Annotated in this window: 17 protein-coding genes; 6 read left to right on the forward strand and 11 right to left on the reverse strand. The window is 31.0% G+C overall.

Going from position 1 to position 15,536, the window contains the following annotated elements:
• Positions 1-27: 27 nt before the first annotated feature.
• Positions 28-546 (reverse strand): TlpA family protein disulfide reductase, encoded by a 519-nt coding sequence (locus B4J88_RS07200; protein ID WP_114998723.1) that lies wholly within the window; start codon positions 544-546, stop codon positions 28-30.
• A 112-nt stretch (positions 547-658) separates the two neighbouring features.
• On the opposite strand from B4J88_RS07200, the gene pth reads away from it, so the two are divergent.
• The 3 genes from pth to B4J88_RS07215 are packed head-to-tail and all read left to right on the forward strand — an operon-like array spanning position 659 to position 1,858.
• Positions 659-1,225 carry an aminoacyl-tRNA hydrolase gene (gene pth, locus B4J88_RS07205; RefSeq protein ID WP_286474801.1) on the forward strand — a complete coding sequence of 189 codons (567 nt, stop codon included), beginning with the start codon at positions 659-661 and terminating at the stop codon, positions 1,223-1,225.
• Entirely contained in the window at positions 1,215-1,628 is a 414-nt protein-coding gene (locus B4J88_RS07210) for a rhodanese-like domain-containing protein (RefSeq protein WP_280035392.1), read from the forward strand. The genes pth and B4J88_RS07210 overlap by 11 nt, the downstream gene beginning before the upstream one ends.
• A complete protein-coding gene (locus tag B4J88_RS07215; RefSeq protein ID WP_038336390.1) occupies positions 1,628-1,858 on the forward strand; it encodes a DUF3820 family protein in 231 nt (76 codons plus the stop codon). Before B4J88_RS07210 ends, B4J88_RS07215 begins: the two co-directional genes overlap by 1 nt.
• Here B4J88_RS07215 and B4J88_RS07220 read toward each other — a convergent pair.
• The 6 genes from B4J88_RS07220 to B4J88_RS07245 all read right to left on the reverse strand — a co-directional run bounded on the left by B4J88_RS07220 (position 1,855) and on the right by B4J88_RS07245 (position 5,377).
• The gene (locus B4J88_RS07220; RefSeq protein WP_038336389.1) at positions 1,855-2,295 is read right to left on the reverse strand and encodes a GNAT family N-acetyltransferase; all 441 of its coding nucleotides are present in this window, start codon (positions 2,293-2,295) and stop codon (positions 1,855-1,857) included. The two genes, B4J88_RS07215 and B4J88_RS07220, sit on opposite strands and share 4 nt — an antisense overlap.
• A complete protein-coding gene (locus B4J88_RS07225) occupies positions 2,292-2,648 on the reverse strand; it encodes a hypothetical protein (protein WP_038336388.1) in 357 nt (118 codons plus the stop codon). The genes B4J88_RS07220 and B4J88_RS07225 overlap by 4 nt, the downstream gene beginning before the upstream one ends.
• Before the next feature lie 24 nt (positions 2,649-2,672).
• Positions 2,673-3,239, reverse strand: a complete 567-nt coding sequence (gene nadD / locus B4J88_RS07230) for a nicotinate (nicotinamide) nucleotide adenylyltransferase (RefSeq protein ID WP_291067046.1) — start codon at positions 3,237-3,239, stop codon at positions 2,673-2,675.
• A gap of 256 nt (positions 3,240-3,495) precedes the next feature.
• Positions 3,496-4,080 (reverse strand): Maf family nucleotide pyrophosphatase, encoded by a 585-nt coding sequence (locus B4J88_RS07235; RefSeq protein WP_291067048.1) that lies wholly within the window; start codon positions 4,078-4,080, stop codon positions 3,496-3,498.
• 11 nt (positions 4,081-4,091) lie between these two features.
• Positions 4,092-4,616, reverse strand: coding sequence for a KdsC family phosphatase (locus B4J88_RS07240; protein ID WP_114998734.1), 525 nt, complete (start codon positions 4,614-4,616; stop codon positions 4,092-4,094).
• Positions 4,613-5,377, reverse strand: a complete 765-nt coding sequence (locus B4J88_RS07245; protein WP_291053100.1) for a Rossmann-like and DUF2520 domain-containing protein — start codon at positions 5,375-5,377, stop codon at positions 4,613-4,615. The genes B4J88_RS07240 and B4J88_RS07245 overlap by 4 nt, the downstream gene beginning before the upstream one ends.
• Positions 5,378-5,674: 297 nt before the next feature.
• On the opposite strand from B4J88_RS07245, the gene B4J88_RS07250 reads away from it, so the two are divergent.
• On the forward strand, positions 5,675-8,077 hold the full coding sequence (locus B4J88_RS07250) for a TonB-dependent receptor (protein ID WP_291067050.1): 2,403 nt from the start codon (positions 5,675-5,677) through the stop codon (positions 8,075-8,077).
• A gap of 91 nt (positions 8,078-8,168) precedes the next feature.
• Here the strand turns inward: B4J88_RS07250 and B4J88_RS07255 are convergent, their stop codons facing one another.
• From B4J88_RS07255 to B4J88_RS07270, 4 genes are all read right to left on the reverse strand, one after another.
• Positions 8,169-9,338, reverse strand: a complete 1,170-nt coding sequence (locus B4J88_RS07255; RefSeq protein WP_221855609.1) for a dicarboxylate/amino acid:cation symporter — start codon at positions 9,336-9,338, stop codon at positions 8,169-8,171.
• A gap of 114 nt (positions 9,339-9,452) precedes the next feature.
• Positions 9,453-11,300: a LysM peptidoglycan-binding domain-containing protein gene (locus tag B4J88_RS07260; RefSeq protein WP_291067054.1), complete on the reverse strand. Its 1,848-nt coding sequence runs from the start codon at positions 11,298-11,300 to the stop codon at positions 9,453-9,455.
• A gap of 42 nt (positions 11,301-11,342) precedes the next feature.
• Entirely contained in the window at positions 11,343-12,941 is a 1,599-nt protein-coding gene (bshC, locus tag B4J88_RS07265; protein WP_291067056.1) for a bacillithiol biosynthesis cysteine-adding enzyme BshC, read from the reverse strand.
• On the reverse strand, positions 12,942-13,796 hold the full coding sequence (locus B4J88_RS07270; protein WP_291067058.1) for a glycerophosphodiester phosphodiesterase family protein: 855 nt from the start codon (positions 13,794-13,796) through the stop codon (positions 12,942-12,944).
• 132 nt (positions 13,797-13,928) lie between these two features.
• Here B4J88_RS07270 and B4J88_RS07275 point away from each other — a divergent pair, with 132 nt between their 5' ends.
• On the forward strand, positions 13,929-14,363 hold the full coding sequence (locus B4J88_RS07275; RefSeq protein ID WP_038336372.1) for a hypothetical protein: 435 nt from the start codon (positions 13,929-13,931) through the stop codon (positions 14,361-14,363).
• A 119-nt stretch (positions 14,364-14,482) separates the two neighbouring features.
• Positions 14,483-15,457 (forward strand): hypothetical protein, encoded by a 975-nt coding sequence (locus B4J88_RS07280; RefSeq protein ID WP_291067060.1) that lies wholly within the window; start codon positions 14,483-14,485, stop codon positions 15,455-15,457.
• Positions 15,458-15,536 lie beyond the last annotated feature (79 nt).

The following is a 15,536-nucleotide window of genomic DNA, read 5'->3' on the forward strand; positions in this document are numbered from 1 at the left end:
CCATTTGGTTGGTAAATTATAAACTATTTATTTCTTATTTCTTAAACGATCAATTGTTTCTTGAACTTTAGGATCATCAGCTTTTACGCTGTAATAATCTGCAATTTTTCCATTTTGATCAAGAACCAAATATCTTGGTATCCAATTTAAATCAATCCCTGTGCCAAAATTGCCTTTCCAGTTGTTTCCTAAGTAAAAGTGTTGACCTTCAATTTGATATTTTTTAATACCATTTTTCCAAGCTTCCTCATTCTTGTCCATTGAAAGGTAAACAAAGGTTACGTCAGGATTTTTTTCGTGCAAAGATTTCAAAGCAGGCATGTTTTTGATACAATCTCCACACCAAGTTGCCCATAAATCCAACAAGACAATTTTTCCTTTATAGTTTGAAAAAACTTTTTCTATGGTTGCCGAATTTCCTTCTAAATCAACTACGCTATCTTGCAAAGCTGTTGCGGGAAATTCAGTTTTCATCACTGACGGAATTTTTTGCGAAAATGCATTAATTCCAACAAATAATATTAAAACGCTAATTATTTTTCTCATGATAATTTTTTATCGATTTCATGTATTTACAAAATCTATACCAATTCAGTAGACTTTAAAGCAAAGGTAAATATTTATTTCTAATCATTGCAAAAAGATGTAATTTTGTTTCATGCAAAAATATCTGATTATTGGGCTTGGTAATATTGGTGCTCAATACGAAAATACTCGTCATAATATTGGTTTCAAGGTTGTTGAAGAAGTTGCTAAAAAAGTTGATGCTAAATTTTCACCATCAAATTTTGGTGAAGTAGCACAGTTTAAATATAAAGCGCGTCCAGTTACGTTGTTAAAACCAAATACATACATGAATTTGAGTGGAGATGCGGTTCGTTTTTGGATGAAAAAAGAAAATATTTCGTTAGAAAATATTTTTGTCATTACAGATGATTTGAACTTGCCTTTCGGAACAATTCGTATGCGTGGAAAAGGTAGCGATGGTGGACACAATGGTTTGAAGGATATTCAAAATAAAGTTGGCGGACAAAATTATGCGCGATTACGCTTTGGTGTAGGAAACGAATTTTCGGAAGGTAAACAAGTGGATTACGTATTAGGCGATTGGTCGGCAGAAGAAAATGAAAAAATGAATGAACGATTAAATTTGGCTGCTGATGCAGTTTTGTCGTTTGTTTTTCAAGGATTAGGGAATACAATGAATCAATATAATGGTAAATAAAATTTTAGGAGTTGCAATGATTGCAGGAACACTTTTTTTAGGTTCTTGTGCAAGCAATTCGTCAAGTTCAGAAGGAAAAGAAGCGAGAATAGAAGAAGTAACTTCGACTTTAGACAATGTAAATGAAATCAATTTCAAGAACAAAAAGAATGTTTTGTTAGACGTTCGTACACCTGAAGAATTTGCTGAAGGTCATGTTCCTGGAGCGGTAAACATTGATGTTAAAAATCCAAATTTCGAAGAAGAAATTCAGAAATTAGACACAAAAAAGAATTATTTCATTTATTGTAAATCTGGTGTTAGAGCAAAATTAGCAACAGAAAAAATGCAAGAAAAAGGTTTCAAAAATGCGAAGAATTTCAAAGATGGAATGTCGACGTACAAAGGAACTGTAGTAAAATAATGGAAGGATTTCGTCCCGAAATATTAAAAGAAATTGTCACAACTAAAATGCCTTTCGGTAAATACGAAGGGCGATTGTTGTGCGATTTACCTGTTTCTTATTTGGAATGGTTTGTTGGTAAAGGTGGTTTTCCGAAAGGGAAATTAGGAATTCTTTTATCCACTGTTTATGAAATAAAATTAAATGGATTAGAAGATATTATCTACGAATTGAAACGTCAATTTGGTTAAACTTCCCATTCATAAAAATTTGCATCATCACGCAATTGAAATCCAGCACTTGGATATAATGAATTTCCAATATCATTCGTAACACTTGTTTCTAACAACATTGCACAAGCATCTGTTTTGCGACACAGATTTTTTGCTTCTTCTATCAATTCTCTTGAAAAACCTTGTCCGCGAAATTCTGGTGAAACAAATAAATCATTCAAAATCCAGAAACGTTTCATTCGAGTAGATGAAAATGAAGGAAATAATTGTACGAAACCAACTGCTTTTTCGTCTTTATTATAGGCTAAAAAGATAACCGATTCGTCATTTACAATTCTGGCTTCTAGAAATTTTTCCGCTGCTTTTACATCAGATTTCTTATCATAAAATTGACGATACGCATCAAATAAAGGAACTAATTCTTCTAGATTATTTATAGTAGCTTGTTGTGTCATGATGCTGTGATTAAATATTCTTTTTTATTGTATTTATCTACAAAATATAATTGATTATTTCTGCATCTCATTTTCCCAAAAACAGATTTTATATTTTCTAATACAATTTTATATTCAAGTGTAAATATATTTATTGAAATAAGATTTATATCTGGATTTCTAGTAGAATTCCATTGTTGTAAATATATCGTTGAATTGTGTTTATAAAACCAATCTCCAAAGATTTTACTATTCAATTCTTTAATTTCTGGATTAGAATTAAGCGAGAAAAAAGTTGGACCAAACCGAATTTCACCAGCAAATTGTTTTTGAATTCTTAATGATTCATATTCTATTAAATTTTCCCAGTCCATAACCTTCAAATTCTCACATTAAATTTATCCATACAAATTACTTCCATCCAAATATTCCCAAACTTTTGGAGGTAACATAGGTTTTATATTTTTTTCATATTTGATTGCATTTCTGATAAATGTAGAAGAAATTTCCATCAAAGGCGCTTCAACCATTTCGACATTATCCAAATTTTCTTCTTGCGAATAACCAGGACGCGGATAAACATACATTTGATAATCGCGCATTAAAATCTCAGCGTTTTTCCATTTTGAAATTCCATCTAAATTATCAGAACCCATAATCAACGCAAAGTCATGCTCAGGAAATTTTTCGTTTAGATGAATTAATGTATCAATCGTGTAAGAAGGTTTTGGTAACGTAAATTCGATGTTAGAAGCACGAAGATTAGGATAATCTTTAATCGCTAATTCTACCATTTCTAATCGATCATATTCATTTGCTAAAGAACTTTTTTTCTTCAATGGATTTTGAGGCGAAACCACAAACCAAACCTGATCCAAATCGGTGAATTGTTGAAAATGATTGGCAATAATTAAATGTCCGACATGAATAGGATTGAATGATCCAAAATATAAACCGACCTTCATAAAATTGATTTTTTAGAAAAACAAAAATACGATAATTAATAAAGTTTCGGAAGAAAGTGAAATGATGTAAGTTTTTTGTCATTTTGAATGTAGCATTAGAGAAATGAAAAATCTTAGATTCCTCTTTTCATCAGAATGATTTTTACTTTAGTGCTATTTTGAGTTTGCTTAATTTTTTTCTGTTTCTTGATGCGATATTGAAACAAGTTCAATACGACAAATAATAAAAAAATCCAGCCGGAGCTGGATTATATGTTTAGAATTTTACTAATTCTTTATATAGTTTGTGCGTTGGAAGTCCCATTACATTGAAATAACTTCCATTCATATTCTCCACACCAATGTAACCAATCCATTCCTGAACTCCATAAGCGCCCGCTTTATCGAAAGGTTTGTAATTATCAATGTAGAAATAAATTTCTTCATCTGTTAAATCTGCGAAAGTAACTTGCGTTTCGTCTGAAAAAGTAACTTCTTTTTCTAAAGAACGAATTGTAACTGATGTATAAACAGAATGTGTTTTTCCGCTTAATTTTTTAATCATTTCGTACGCTTCTTCTCTATTCGAAGCTTTTTCTAACGAATCATCATCCACCCAAACAGTTGTATCCGACGTAATAATCAAATCATTTGGTTGAATATTAGTATAAGCTTTTGCTTTTTTAGCGGAAAGATATTCGGTGATTTGTTCTTTCTTGAATTCGTTGCGATCAAATGTTTCGTCAATATCCAATGAAATTGTCGAAAATTGCAATCCTAATCCAGCTAAAAGTTCTTTTCTTCTTGGCGATTGTGATGCCAAAATGATGTTGGTATTTTTAAATTTTTCTGTTAATAACATTTCAAAAACTTTTATACAGAAGCAATTTCTTCTGCATTATACCACTTGTTTTGAACTTTCAAGATTTGCTCTAATAAATCGCGAACACAACCTTTTCCACCGTTTTCTGGTGAAATATATTCCGAAGCTTTGCGCACATCCATACACGCATCGTTAGGACAAGCTGATAATCCAACTAAATTCATCACAGCTAAATCTGGATAATCATCGCCCATATAAGCAATTTCATCAGGATCTAATCCATAAGAAAAAAGTAAATCTTCGAAAGCTTCTACTTTATCACGTTTGTTTACATAAATATCAGTTAAGCCTAAATATTTTAAACGATTTACAACAGCTTCATCTCTTCCGCCTGTAATCACCGCAATACGAATTCCTTGTTTGATGGCTAATTGCATCGCATAACCATCACGCGTATTCATTGTTCTCACCATTTCGCCAGTTGGTAATAAAATTAAATTTCCATCTGTCAAAACTCCATCTACATCTAAAATAACGGTTTTAATGTTATTTAGTTTTTCTTTATAACTTATCATTTTTCGTAAACTCGTTTGATTGAATCTGTCAATATTTGGTAAATCTGTAATAATCTCGAATCATCTTGTAAGGCCTCTAAATGACGATCAATAATGACTTGATCTCCACGTTTTGCTGGACCAGTTTGCGCATCTTTAGGACTCATTTCGATCACTTTATTTGCTGTTTCTTGTATAAGAGGCAACAAAACATCGAACGGAACATTGTTTTGTTCACAAATATTTCCTGCGATATAATATAAATGATTGACAAAATTATTTGCCCAAACACCTGTCATATGCACTTGCATTCTACTTGCAAAATTAAGTTCGTGAACTTCGTTTGAAATTCGATTTCCTAAATCATTCAACGTCTTTAAATCCTCAGGATTTTCGGCTTCGATAAAAAACGGAATATTATCATAACGCATTGTTCTTTCTTTCGAAAAAGTTTGCAACGGATAAAAAACGCCTTTTCGGTAATCGCCTTTCAGAACAAACATTGGAGACGAACCAGAAGTATGTACAACCAAAACATCATCATACGGAATATAATGAGAAAACTCTTCGATTCCAGAATCTGCGCTCGCAATAATATAAATGTCTGCTTTTTCTATTTCAGAAATTTTATCGGTATACGAAATTCTATTTGCTTCTCCGATTTCTCTAGCGTGTTCTAATGTTCTATTGAAAATTTGTCGAACATTGCAAGTGTTTTCGATTAATGCACGAGTTAAGTGAAACGCAACATTTCCCGCACCTAATATGACAATTGAACTCAATGTTTTAGCAATTTTTTGATTAATATTAATTGAATGATAAATGTAAGTTTTTCAGTCGAGGAAAAAAATTTTAAAAAAAATTAAAAATTCTTGTAACATTATTGAAGTTGTTGCGTCTTATTAGTAAAATCATCCAACGATTAGGTTTACGTATTATGCAAAACATAGTACTTGAAAAATAAAAAAAGGTTAAATATTTTGTAACAAAACATTTTTTAAAACGTCTAATTAGGAAAAAGTACGGACAACTCTTATTATGTATTATGTAAAACATAGTACTATTAAAAAATATTAACTATGAGATTAAACAAATTTACTTTAGCTATTCTTTTCTCCGTTTGCTCTATTTACGGATTCTCGCAGGAACAACATCCTGTGAAAGGAAAGATTGAAAATGCAAAAAATGAAGCGGTTGGTATGGCTGCGATTCAGATTTATAAAGCAGATTCAAAAGAATTATTCGATGAAGTGTATACGAACGCAGACGGAACATTCGAGATTCCAGATTTAGAAGACGGAAGTTATCGTTTGGTGATTACAGAATTTGGTTATCAACAATCTGTAACAACTGCAGAAGTAAAACGAGGTGAGTTAAATTTAGGTAACATCATTTTACAAGCAGAAAAAGCCGAAACAGTTGAACTGAAAGGAGCATTTGTTCGTGCGCAAACTTCACAATATCGTAATGAAATAGATAAACGTGTTGTAGAAGTGGGGAACGATTTAGTTTCTGCTGGTACAGATGCTGCATCGGTTCTGAATAATATTCCTTCAGTTAATGTTGATCAACAATCAGGTGCTTTATCGTTGAGAGGAAATGAAAATGTAAAAGTTTATGTAGATGGTAAGCCGTCGTCTCAATCTGCAGCTCAATTACTGAAACAAATTCCTTCTAATCAAATTCAACGTATAGAAATTATCACAAATCCGTCTGCTAAATATGAAGCTGATGGAAAATCTGGAATCATTAATATCGTATTGGTAAAAGGGCAGAAAAAAGGGTATAATGTTGGTTTGATTGCTGGATACGAGCAAGGTAAAAAATCACGTTTCAATTCATCTGTTAATGCAAACGTAAATGTAGGAAAGTTCAATTTATTTGGTAATGTAAATTATGCAGATCGTCCATCTAAACAAAATGGTATTGGTCAGAATTATTCTGATAATATAGATCAGTTGTTTGATATTCAGAATAATAAAAATAGAAATTTATCTTATAAAGCAGGTTTTGACTGGTTTATTAATGATCAAAATGCATTGACAGTTTATACAAATCAATGGAATGGAGATCATAATGCGTTAATTAATACAAATATTTTACAAGGTGTAAAAAATGATTTGAATAGAAATGATATTTGGTCAGATTCAAAAAGTTCGGATTATAGTTTAAACTTCAAACATGATTTCAAAAAAGAAGATCATAATATTATTTTGGATGCATTTTATTCGACAAGTAAAGAAGATGATGATAGAGATTACACCAACACATACCCAAAAAGTAAGTTCTATCAAGAATATCGAAATGATAAAACAACGAATACTCGAATCAATTTAGATTATACGAATCAAATAAAAGATGCTGGAAAATTAGAAGCAGGTTTACAATTCAGAAGAGAAACGAATGATAATATTTTAAGATCTACAGATGTAATTACTGAAAATGCTGTAAACTTTAATCCAAATGTTGATTTTGAATTTGAGCGTAAATTCTTCTCGGGTTACGCGAATTATAAACAAAAATTTAACAAATTCGGAGCTCAAATAGGATTGAGATTAGAACGTGTAGAGGATGATGGAAATTGGTTATTTGCGCCTAATAACTCTGGAACTTTGAAAAAAGATTATACAGATTTATTTCCATCTGCTTTCTTAACATATGATTTGACAGAAAAGGATCAATTATCATTTAACTATAGTAGAAGAATTGATCGTCCAGGAATGTATCAGTTAACACCTGTACCTCAGTTTACGACAGCTTTAATGTCAAGTAAAGGTAATCCAGAACTTAATCCAGAATATACAAACTCAATTGAATTAGGGTATTTGAAACAATTGAAAAAAGGATCAATTTCAGGAAATTTATTTTACCGTCATGTAACTGATAATATTATTCAGACTTTCAAAAAAGATCCAGAAGTAGAATCAGCTTTTATACAATATAATATGAACTATGATAAAGTGAATAGTTATGGAGTTGAAGCAAGTTGGAACTATAAATTAACTAAATGGATGAGTACTTATCTTGCCGGAGATTTTACTTCATCAGAAATGCAAAGTGTTATAGAGGATGAAAATAATAATCCTGTTGTTAAGAAAATTACAGCGAATACATTGTCATTGAGAATGAATAATACTTATACATTAACAAAACAATTAAGTTTACAACAATTTGGATTCTTCAGAGGTAAAAATAAATTTTTACAAGGAGAAATGTTAGATATGTGGCGTATGGACTTAGGAATAAAATATAGTTTTATGCAAGGAAAAGCATCATTTTCAGCTCGTGTAAATGATATTTTCAATACAATGAAAGCACGTGTTAATATGGATAATCCATACGAAGGTTTTGCAAAATTCAAATGGGAATCAAGAACATTTTATTTAGGATTTAATTACAACTTCGGTGGTAAGGTAAAATCAAGAGCCGAAGCTCAACAGAATAAAACAGAAAACCAAGGAGGAGGAATTGGATTACAATAAACATTCTTCATTTATTTTAAATATTTTCAAACGAAAAAGAGTTCCGAAATAATTTTTGGAACTCTTTTTTTATTGGGTTAAAATTATATTTTTATTGAACTTCTTTTTTAAATAATTTATTCAATGTTACAGCGATGGCACCGTCACCAGTCACATTTCCTGCTGTCCCGAAACTATCCATTGCGATATAAAGTGCAATCATCAACGCTTGATTTTCTGCATTAAATCCTAACATCGACGCAATAATACCAATTGCTGCCATAATCGCTCCACCAGGAACTCCAGGCGCTGCAACCATTGCAATTCCAAGCATCATGATAAATCCTAAAAATTGAACAAAATCAATTTCTATTCCTTGGATTAACATCAATGCTAAACAACAACAAACGATTTTTAGCATCGAACCAGATAAATGAATTGTTGCACACAACGGCACAGCGAAATTGGCAATTTCGTCGCGAACTCCAATTTTCTTTACTTGCGCAATTGTTACAGGAATTGTAGCCGCAGAAGATTGTGTTCCTAATGCTGTGAAATAAGCAGGTAACATCAATTTCAACATGCTAAATGGATTCTTTTTTGCGATAATTCCGGCAATTGTAAATTGAAGCACTAACAAGAAAACATGTAGCACGAAAATTACACCAATTATTTTAAGGAATACATTCATAATTGTTACCACTTGCCCTGAATATGACATATTCAAGAAGATTCCGAAAATGAATATTGGTAATAATGGAATGATTAAATTTTGAATTAAATACGTAATAATTTCTTCGAAATCATCTGCAAATTTTCCAAAAGTCGAATCTTTTAATCGTGATAATCCAATTCCGAAAAGAAATGAAAATACCAAAGCTGGCATTACATCAAATAACGGAGGAAACTCTATCGAAAAGTATGGTGTAAATTCTTTGGCTTTTTCTGCTAAATTAATTTGCCCAGTTTGATGTTCTAATAATTGTGGAAAAATAGACATACTCGCTGAGTAGCCTAGTAATCCTGAAAAAATGGTTGATCCGTAAGCAATTAAAACGGTTGCTAATAATAATTTTCCGGCTGTTTGTCCTAATCTTCCAATTGATGGAACGATTAATCCAACAATGATTAATGGGATTAAAAAGTTAAGTAATTCGCTAAAAAAATCATTGAAAGTCATAAAAATACGACCAATAGCTTCTGGTATTATTCCGCCGAGTGAAATTCCAAGTACAATGGCAAGAATAACTTTTACGAGTAAATTGTCTTTAAGTTTGTGCATAGTCAAATTTAGAAAAAATCCGTTCAATACAAGGTTTTAATTCTAAATCTTGATAAAAAGAAAAAGCGATGCTAAATTTTAGCATCGCTTTTTGGTATATAATTTTTGATAAAATTACTTTTTAGGTAAACGTACAATTCGGCTTGCATCGTTCGTATAAGCTTTGCTTCCGCTTATTTTTTTGTATGCAAACTTCGATGCCAAACGTGTATTTTCTGTTGTAATATTGTTGGTAACATCACCTTTATTATTCATTCTGTCCACAATATCGTAAGTTACGTCGTAACCTAATTGCTCGTAACGTGTCGGAAATTCACAATAAACTTCCTTGAAATCTTTGATTACACTTTGTACTTCCGTATCTCTTGTATTGATTAATCGCGCAGTACTAAACACAAAACCAAATTCACGGAATGCATCAATATTCTTCGCATTATCTGCACTATAAACATCATAAACCGAAACTGATTTTATCCCGAAGGCTTTGATATTGTCTTTGTTAAATGTTTTTAATTTCTCTAAATATTGTTTTCCCAAATTATCATCATCACCAACTAAAACTGTGATAATTGGTGTGTAATAATCTTCGCCGTTTACTTTGTCGTGTGGTTGAACAATTTTTGCTGCGCTATCTACAATCACAACATTTGCTTTCAACTGTTTTTCTAATTGTTTTTTCGTATAACTTGCTAACTCTTGATCGTCACGATTTGTTAATAAATAAACTTGTTCTCCAGCAAAGTTTTTCCCAATTTCTTCGATGATTTGATCTGCAATTACTTCATCTTTTGGATTAGAAATCAATAAATCATTGAAAGAATTTAACGAATCGTCATTTGCATAAGGCGAAATCACAGCGATACCAGAATTACTGAAGAAGTTGGCAACTTCTGTAATATCAGACGTGTTCAATGGGCCGATAACAGCATCCGTTTTACTAAAATCTGTTGTTGATAGAATATCTTGTAAGTTTCCGTTTTTCGTATCGATCACTTTCACATTTACATTTTTACCTTTTTTCGCCAAATGAGTCAACGCTAATTTAGCTCCAGTAAAAAATTGCATTGCTTGCGAATTTTTTAATTGCGGATTATTTGCAACATCAAAAGGTAGCATAATAGCAACATTAATTTCATTGTCATTAGCACGTTTCAACTTTCCTGCAGTTCCGTATTTGATGATTTTAGCATTTTTTTGCAATGGAATTTTAAGTGTCATTCCAGCTTTTAAACCATTGATTAAATCAGGATTTAAACGCAATAACTCATCTAAATTCGTGTTGTATTTTTCTAAAATTCCGTAAGCCGAATCTCCATTCTGAACAACATAATTGATCGTATTTTCTTCAATCACAACAGAACCAGATTTTTTAGGAATTGTAATCACCATTCCTTCTTTTACACCTGTTTGTAAAGCTGGATTTTCTGCATATAAATCGTCAACACTTACATTATATTGTTTTGCTAAAGTGTATAAAGTTTCTCCTTTTTTGATTAAATGTGTTCCTTTTGGAACAGAAAAAACTTTGTTTGTCACATCTTTTGGAAGCTTGATTACGTCACCAACTTCTAAACCTCTTTCTTTGATTTGAGGGTTTAATGAGTTCAATGTTTCTTCCGAAATTTTATATTTTTTTGTCAAATTGTAAACCGTTTCTTTCGGCTCAATTGTAATATATTGATAATTATCGTCTGAAGTATTTACGTTTGACGGAGTCGTTTGTGTATTGGTTTCAGTTGGTTTGGTTGTCGTAGTTCCTTTACCTGGAATCACAATCAAATCACCTGGATGAATCCCATTTTTTTCAATTTTAGGATTGGCTTTATACAATTCTTCTTGCGAAACACCATATTGCTTCGAAATTCCGTAAACGGTTTCTTTTGCTTGAACTGTATGCGTTTTTTGTTGAGCATAAAGTGCTGATGCACCAACAAATAACAATAAAGCTAATATTTTTTTCATTTAGATGAATTTTCGTGGTCAAATATACAAATTATGTTTTGTTTAGAGTTCCTCTTTCAATGTATTTATGATGAACTCAAATTCAAAAGGTCGAAGACTATCTTCAATAAAATCAATGAAATACTGAATATTAATGTAATCAAAATCAGCAAAATTTTTCACACGTTCTTGCAAACCATTTTGTTGAGAAAGATCATTTAATAATTGCTCGATTCTCTTCAATAAATCTTCATTTTTTTTCACTTCTGCATGCACCAAACGTTGTTTTATTTTCTCAAAACCTTTCAATTGTTTTGTACGCTGCGCTTGTATCATATCGGCAAAAGAAGATTCTGTTAACGAACTCAAATGTTCCAAACGTTCAAAAATGCTTTTTAATTCTTCTTCCAATTCAGGAAGTTTTGGAGCAATTTCTGATGAATTTATCGAACGTTTTTTTGTGATTGCTAAACTATTCGAAAATAAATCTTCGTTTGATAGATCTAATTTTTGTTGTTTTTCGTATTGTTTTTCAGTTCGGATTAACAATGAATTTCTCAAAACTAAAAGTGGAAAATCAACTTCAAATTGATTGAACATTTCTTTCAGTTGTAACCAATAAGCCATTTCGCCACCGCCGCCAACATAGGCAACATTTGGTAAAATTGTTTCTTGGTACAATGGTCTCAAAATCACATTTGGGCTAAATTTATCTGGATTTTGATGTAAATCGGCAATAATTTCTTCTTTCGAAAATTTGATTGAAGTGTTATTGACAAAATACGTTCCATTTTGTTCAACAATACGTTCACGAGAATTATTTTGATTGATGTAAAACAAGTTTATCTCACGAGGATTTACTTGAATAGAATAACCCAATTGTTCTAATTTCTCATTTTGAGGTATTACTTTTTTGAATGATGTTGACTCAATTAATTCTTCCTCAAAAGTGGGAATCATTAGTTTTTTCAATTCTTTATCATCTCCATCAATCATCAACAATCCAAGATCTTTGAACAATAAATGAACCAATTTTCGTGTTGCATCTGTCAAATTATCATTCGATAAATAAGATGCTTCAATCAAATTTTGCAATTCAGTTTTCTTTTTTCCATTTGGAATTAATGACAAAAATGAATCAAAAACTTTTTGTAAACCATCTGTTGATAAACGTCCAACTGGTCCGCCAAACTCTTTTTCCCAATGAATAATTCGATCTCCAAATTTGAAATGATTAATTTCTTCGAAATCGTGATCTTCTGTCGCCATCCAAAACATCGGAACAAAATTGATTTCACTTTGTTCATTATTCAATTCCTCGCATGCTTTGATAACTTGCAAAATTTTATAAAAAAAGAAAATTGGACCTGTAAATAAATTTAATTGATGTCCAGTCGTAATTGTTACTGTATTCTTTTCTCTTAATTTTTGTAGATTATTTTGTTGCTTTTCCGATAAATCTAAATGACCTAATTGTTTCGAAATTTGTTCAACAAGAATTGCTCTATTTTTATAATGTCCAAGCTTATTTTTCGCTTGTTTTATATAGTTTTCTTTGGTTGGAAATAGGTTGTAGAAGTTTTTCAAATCCTCGTCTTGATTGATATAATTTAGCATCAATTTTGAAAAATAATTTGAATCCTTAAGTGATATTGTTTCCATTTAATTTTTATTAATCGTTTGATGTACATCCATTGCTCTGTCTGTTGCAAAAATGTCGACACCATCTTTTTCTAAATCGCGGTAAAGTTGTCCATTTCTCGCCGAAACACTTTTGTCTAAGTTTCCTAACGTCCCAAAAATGACCAAAATATCCTTGTCATGAATTTTATTTAAAAATGATTTGTCATTGCGTCGAGTTCCCGTAAATGCAACCATTTTGTCAGTCGGAATTCCACTGTTCATCATTTCATTAAATTCTCGTTCGTTTCGCATCGAAACAGACAATAACATATCAGGCGCAAGTTGATGTAACTTTTTCGCTTGACCAACTGTATACGTCACCAAAACAACCTGTTTTTGCATATTTGCTTGTTCTATTGTCTTTACAATATCACGATAATCAACACCTTTTTTGATGTCAACCATAAAATAAATTGGTTTACTTTTTCCCCAATTTAGTGCTTCTGCAAAAGTCGGAATTTTGTATGACGTTTGTTGTCCAAAATCATCTACCAAAAAGTATTCCTTAATGGTTTTTAAGTCAACTTGATTGACATCTTGTCGCCCTGTGCTTGTTCGTTGCAACGAATTATCGTGCATTAAAATAAGTTGATTATCCTTTGTTTCGGCAACATCAATCTCAAAAATTTGAATTCCTTTTTGATAAAGATGTTCAAAAGTTTCGACACAATTTTCAGGAAAACCATGTATTCCACTTCCGCCACGATGTGCGCTGACAAAGTTTTTATTTTTGGTCGAATATTTGAAGGATATTTCTTCGGATGAAGTATTTTGATGTGTTTCGGATTGATTTTTCTTCGGATTACAACTAAAAATAGTTAGTAAACTGAACATTAAAATTCGGAGATAATATCGTTTAAAATAGTTGAAATTCATATTTTTAAATAAAAAATTAAATTAATTCTTTCTAAAATTGCGAATGAAGCTGTAAATTTAAACTGAAAATAATCAACAAAATAAATTATTATGGGACTTAGAACTTTTTTGAAAAGAATTTTAGGAAAAACTGAAACTGCGATTGATGTTGCGGGAGATAAATTTGACGATGTTTCGGCAACTGTAAAAAAAGCAGGAACATTGATTGCAGATGACGCATCGGATTTTGCGCGTAAAACAATCAATAATATAAAAGATGCTTCGGGTGATTTGAAAGAACAATCGAAAGAAGCCGCTAGAGATTTTAAAGAAAGATCGAAACAAGATTATAACGAAGTAAAAGATATTGCGGAAAAGCAAATGAAAGAAACAAGTGCTTTTGTGAAAGAGAAAGTTTCGGATTTGAAAGAAACTTTTAAAGAAGAAAAAACAGAATTGGAAGAAAAAGCTGATGAGTTAAAAACAAAAGCCGAAAATAAATTAGACGAAGCTTCTGAAGACATTAAAAAAGAGACAAACGATTAAAAAGTCTTTATTTATCAAGTTTTATTACAATTTATAAATGTTAAATTTAACATTAGTTATTGATTATTATAAAATTGGTTTAATTTTTGATTTAATAATTTTTCCTCGAAATAATTAAAATGACTGAATACAAAGATCTCGAGCCCTCTACAAACCCTAAACATAAAAATGAATTCGTAAAGAATATTATTATTGCTGTTTTAGCAGTATCCTTGTTATTAGCTATTGGGTATATTGTATATTCTAAAGAAGCAAATGCAAAATCTTCGATAGAAATGCAAAGTGATATCAATGATTTGGAACGATCTAGAGAAATTCTGAAACAAGAATTACGTATAATTAGATCAGATTTTGATGATGCTAAAACTCGAGTTGTAAAAAAAGATTCTTCTTTAAGTTATCAAGATCGATTGATTTTGGAGAAACAAAAAGAGATTCAATCAATCTTAAATAAAGAAGGCATTACAAATGGAGAGTTGCAGCGTGCTAAACGTTTGATAACCTCTTTACAAGCAGATATTAAAGTTTATAAAGAAGAAATTGTTCGCTTGAAAGACGAAAATAAAAAGCTGACAAACAAGAATACAGAGTTAACTTCGGAAAATTCTCATTTGAATGAGCAGAAAAAAACTGTTGAATCAAATTTGAGTACTGAAAAAGAAAATCATCAGAATTTAATCAAAGAGACAAATTCTACTTTATCGATTTCAAATTATACGATTAAAGGTTTGAGAGTAAAATCAAGCGGAAAAGAAGTGGAAACAACGCGAGCAAGAAGAATTGATAAAGTTAGAGTATCTTTTGATTTGGATAAAAACTTGAATGCGACTTCAGAAACCAAAGAATTGTATGTATCTATTTATAAACCAAGCGGCGAGATAGGAAAATTTAAAGGTGCTGATGCAGGTGAAACAACTTTACGTTCTGGATCTTCTGTAGAATATTCTGATCGTGTAAAAGTTAATTACAATAATATGTCTGGTTCAAGAGTTAATTTTGACTGGGTTGATTATGACTTTCCAAAAGGTGAATATAAAATCGATATTTACCAAAATGGATACAAAGTTGGTCAAAATGTGATTACACTTCGATAAATATTAAAATTATAAATACATAAAAAAACTCTTCAAGATTCTTGAAGAGTTTTTTTATTAAGGTAGTATCTTACTAACT

The sequence above is a fragment of the Empedobacter sp. UBA5036 genome (assembly GCF_002415215.1).
GTDB lineage: Bacteria > Bacteroidota > Bacteroidia > Flavobacteriales > Weeksellaceae > Empedobacter > Empedobacter falsenii_B.

What these genes read in the sequence shown, in the direction of transcription:
- B4J88_RS07215 (WP_038336390.1), top strand. Translation starts at nt 1,628, where the DNA reads ATGGAAGGATTTCGTCCCGAAATATTAAAAGAAATTGTCACAACTAAA.
- B4J88_RS07240 (WP_114998734.1), bottom strand. Translation starts at nt 4,616, where the DNA reads ATGATAAGTTATAAAGAAAAACTAAATAACATTAAAACCGTTATTTTA.
- nadD (WP_291067046.1), bottom strand. Translation starts at nt 3,239, where the DNA reads ATGAAGGTCGGTTTATATTTTGGATCATTCAATCCTATTCATGTCGGA.
- B4J88_RS07280 (WP_291067060.1), top strand. Translation starts at nt 14,483, where the DNA reads ATGACTGAATACAAAGATCTCGAGCCCTCTACAAACCCTAAACATAAA.
- B4J88_RS07210 (WP_280035392.1), top strand. Translation starts at nt 1,215, where the DNA reads ATGGTAAATAAAATTTTAGGAGTTGCAATGATTGCAGGAACACTTTTT.
- B4J88_RS07270 (WP_291067058.1), bottom strand. Translation starts at nt 13,796, where the DNA reads ATGTTCAGTTTACTAACTATTTTTAGTTGTAATCCGAAGAAAAATCAA.
- B4J88_RS07260 (WP_291067054.1), bottom strand. Translation starts at nt 11,300, where the DNA reads ATGAAAAAAATATTAGCTTTATTGTTATTTGTTGGTGCATCAGCACTT.
- B4J88_RS07220 (WP_038336389.1), bottom strand. Translation starts at nt 2,295, where the DNA reads ATGACACAACAAGCTACTATAAATAATCTAGAAGAATTAGTTCCTTTA.
- B4J88_RS07225 (WP_038336388.1), bottom strand. Translation starts at nt 2,648, where the DNA reads ATGGACTGGGAAAATTTAATAGAATATGAATCATTAAGAATTCAAAAA.
- B4J88_RS07250 (WP_291067050.1), top strand. Translation starts at nt 5,675, where the DNA reads ATGAGATTAAACAAATTTACTTTAGCTATTCTTTTCTCCGTTTGCTCT.
- B4J88_RS07275 (WP_038336372.1), top strand. Translation starts at nt 13,929, where the DNA reads ATGGGACTTAGAACTTTTTTGAAAAGAATTTTAGGAAAAACTGAAACT.
- bshC (WP_291067056.1), bottom strand. Translation starts at nt 12,941, where the DNA reads ATGGAAACAATATCACTTAAGGATTCAAATTATTTTTCAAAATTGATG.
- B4J88_RS07235 (WP_291067048.1), bottom strand. Translation starts at nt 4,080, where the DNA reads ATGTTATTAACAGAAAAATTTAAAAATACCAACATCATTTTGGCATCA.
- B4J88_RS07200 (WP_114998723.1), bottom strand. Translation starts at nt 546, where the DNA reads ATGAGAAAAATAATTAGCGTTTTAATATTATTTGTTGGAATTAATGCA.
- B4J88_RS07255 (WP_221855609.1), bottom strand. Translation starts at nt 9,338, where the DNA reads ATGCACAAACTTAAAGACAATTTACTCGTAAAAGTTATTCTTGCCATT.
- pth (WP_286474801.1), top strand. Translation starts at nt 659, where the DNA reads ATGCAAAAATATCTGATTATTGGGCTTGGTAATATTGGTGCTCAATAC.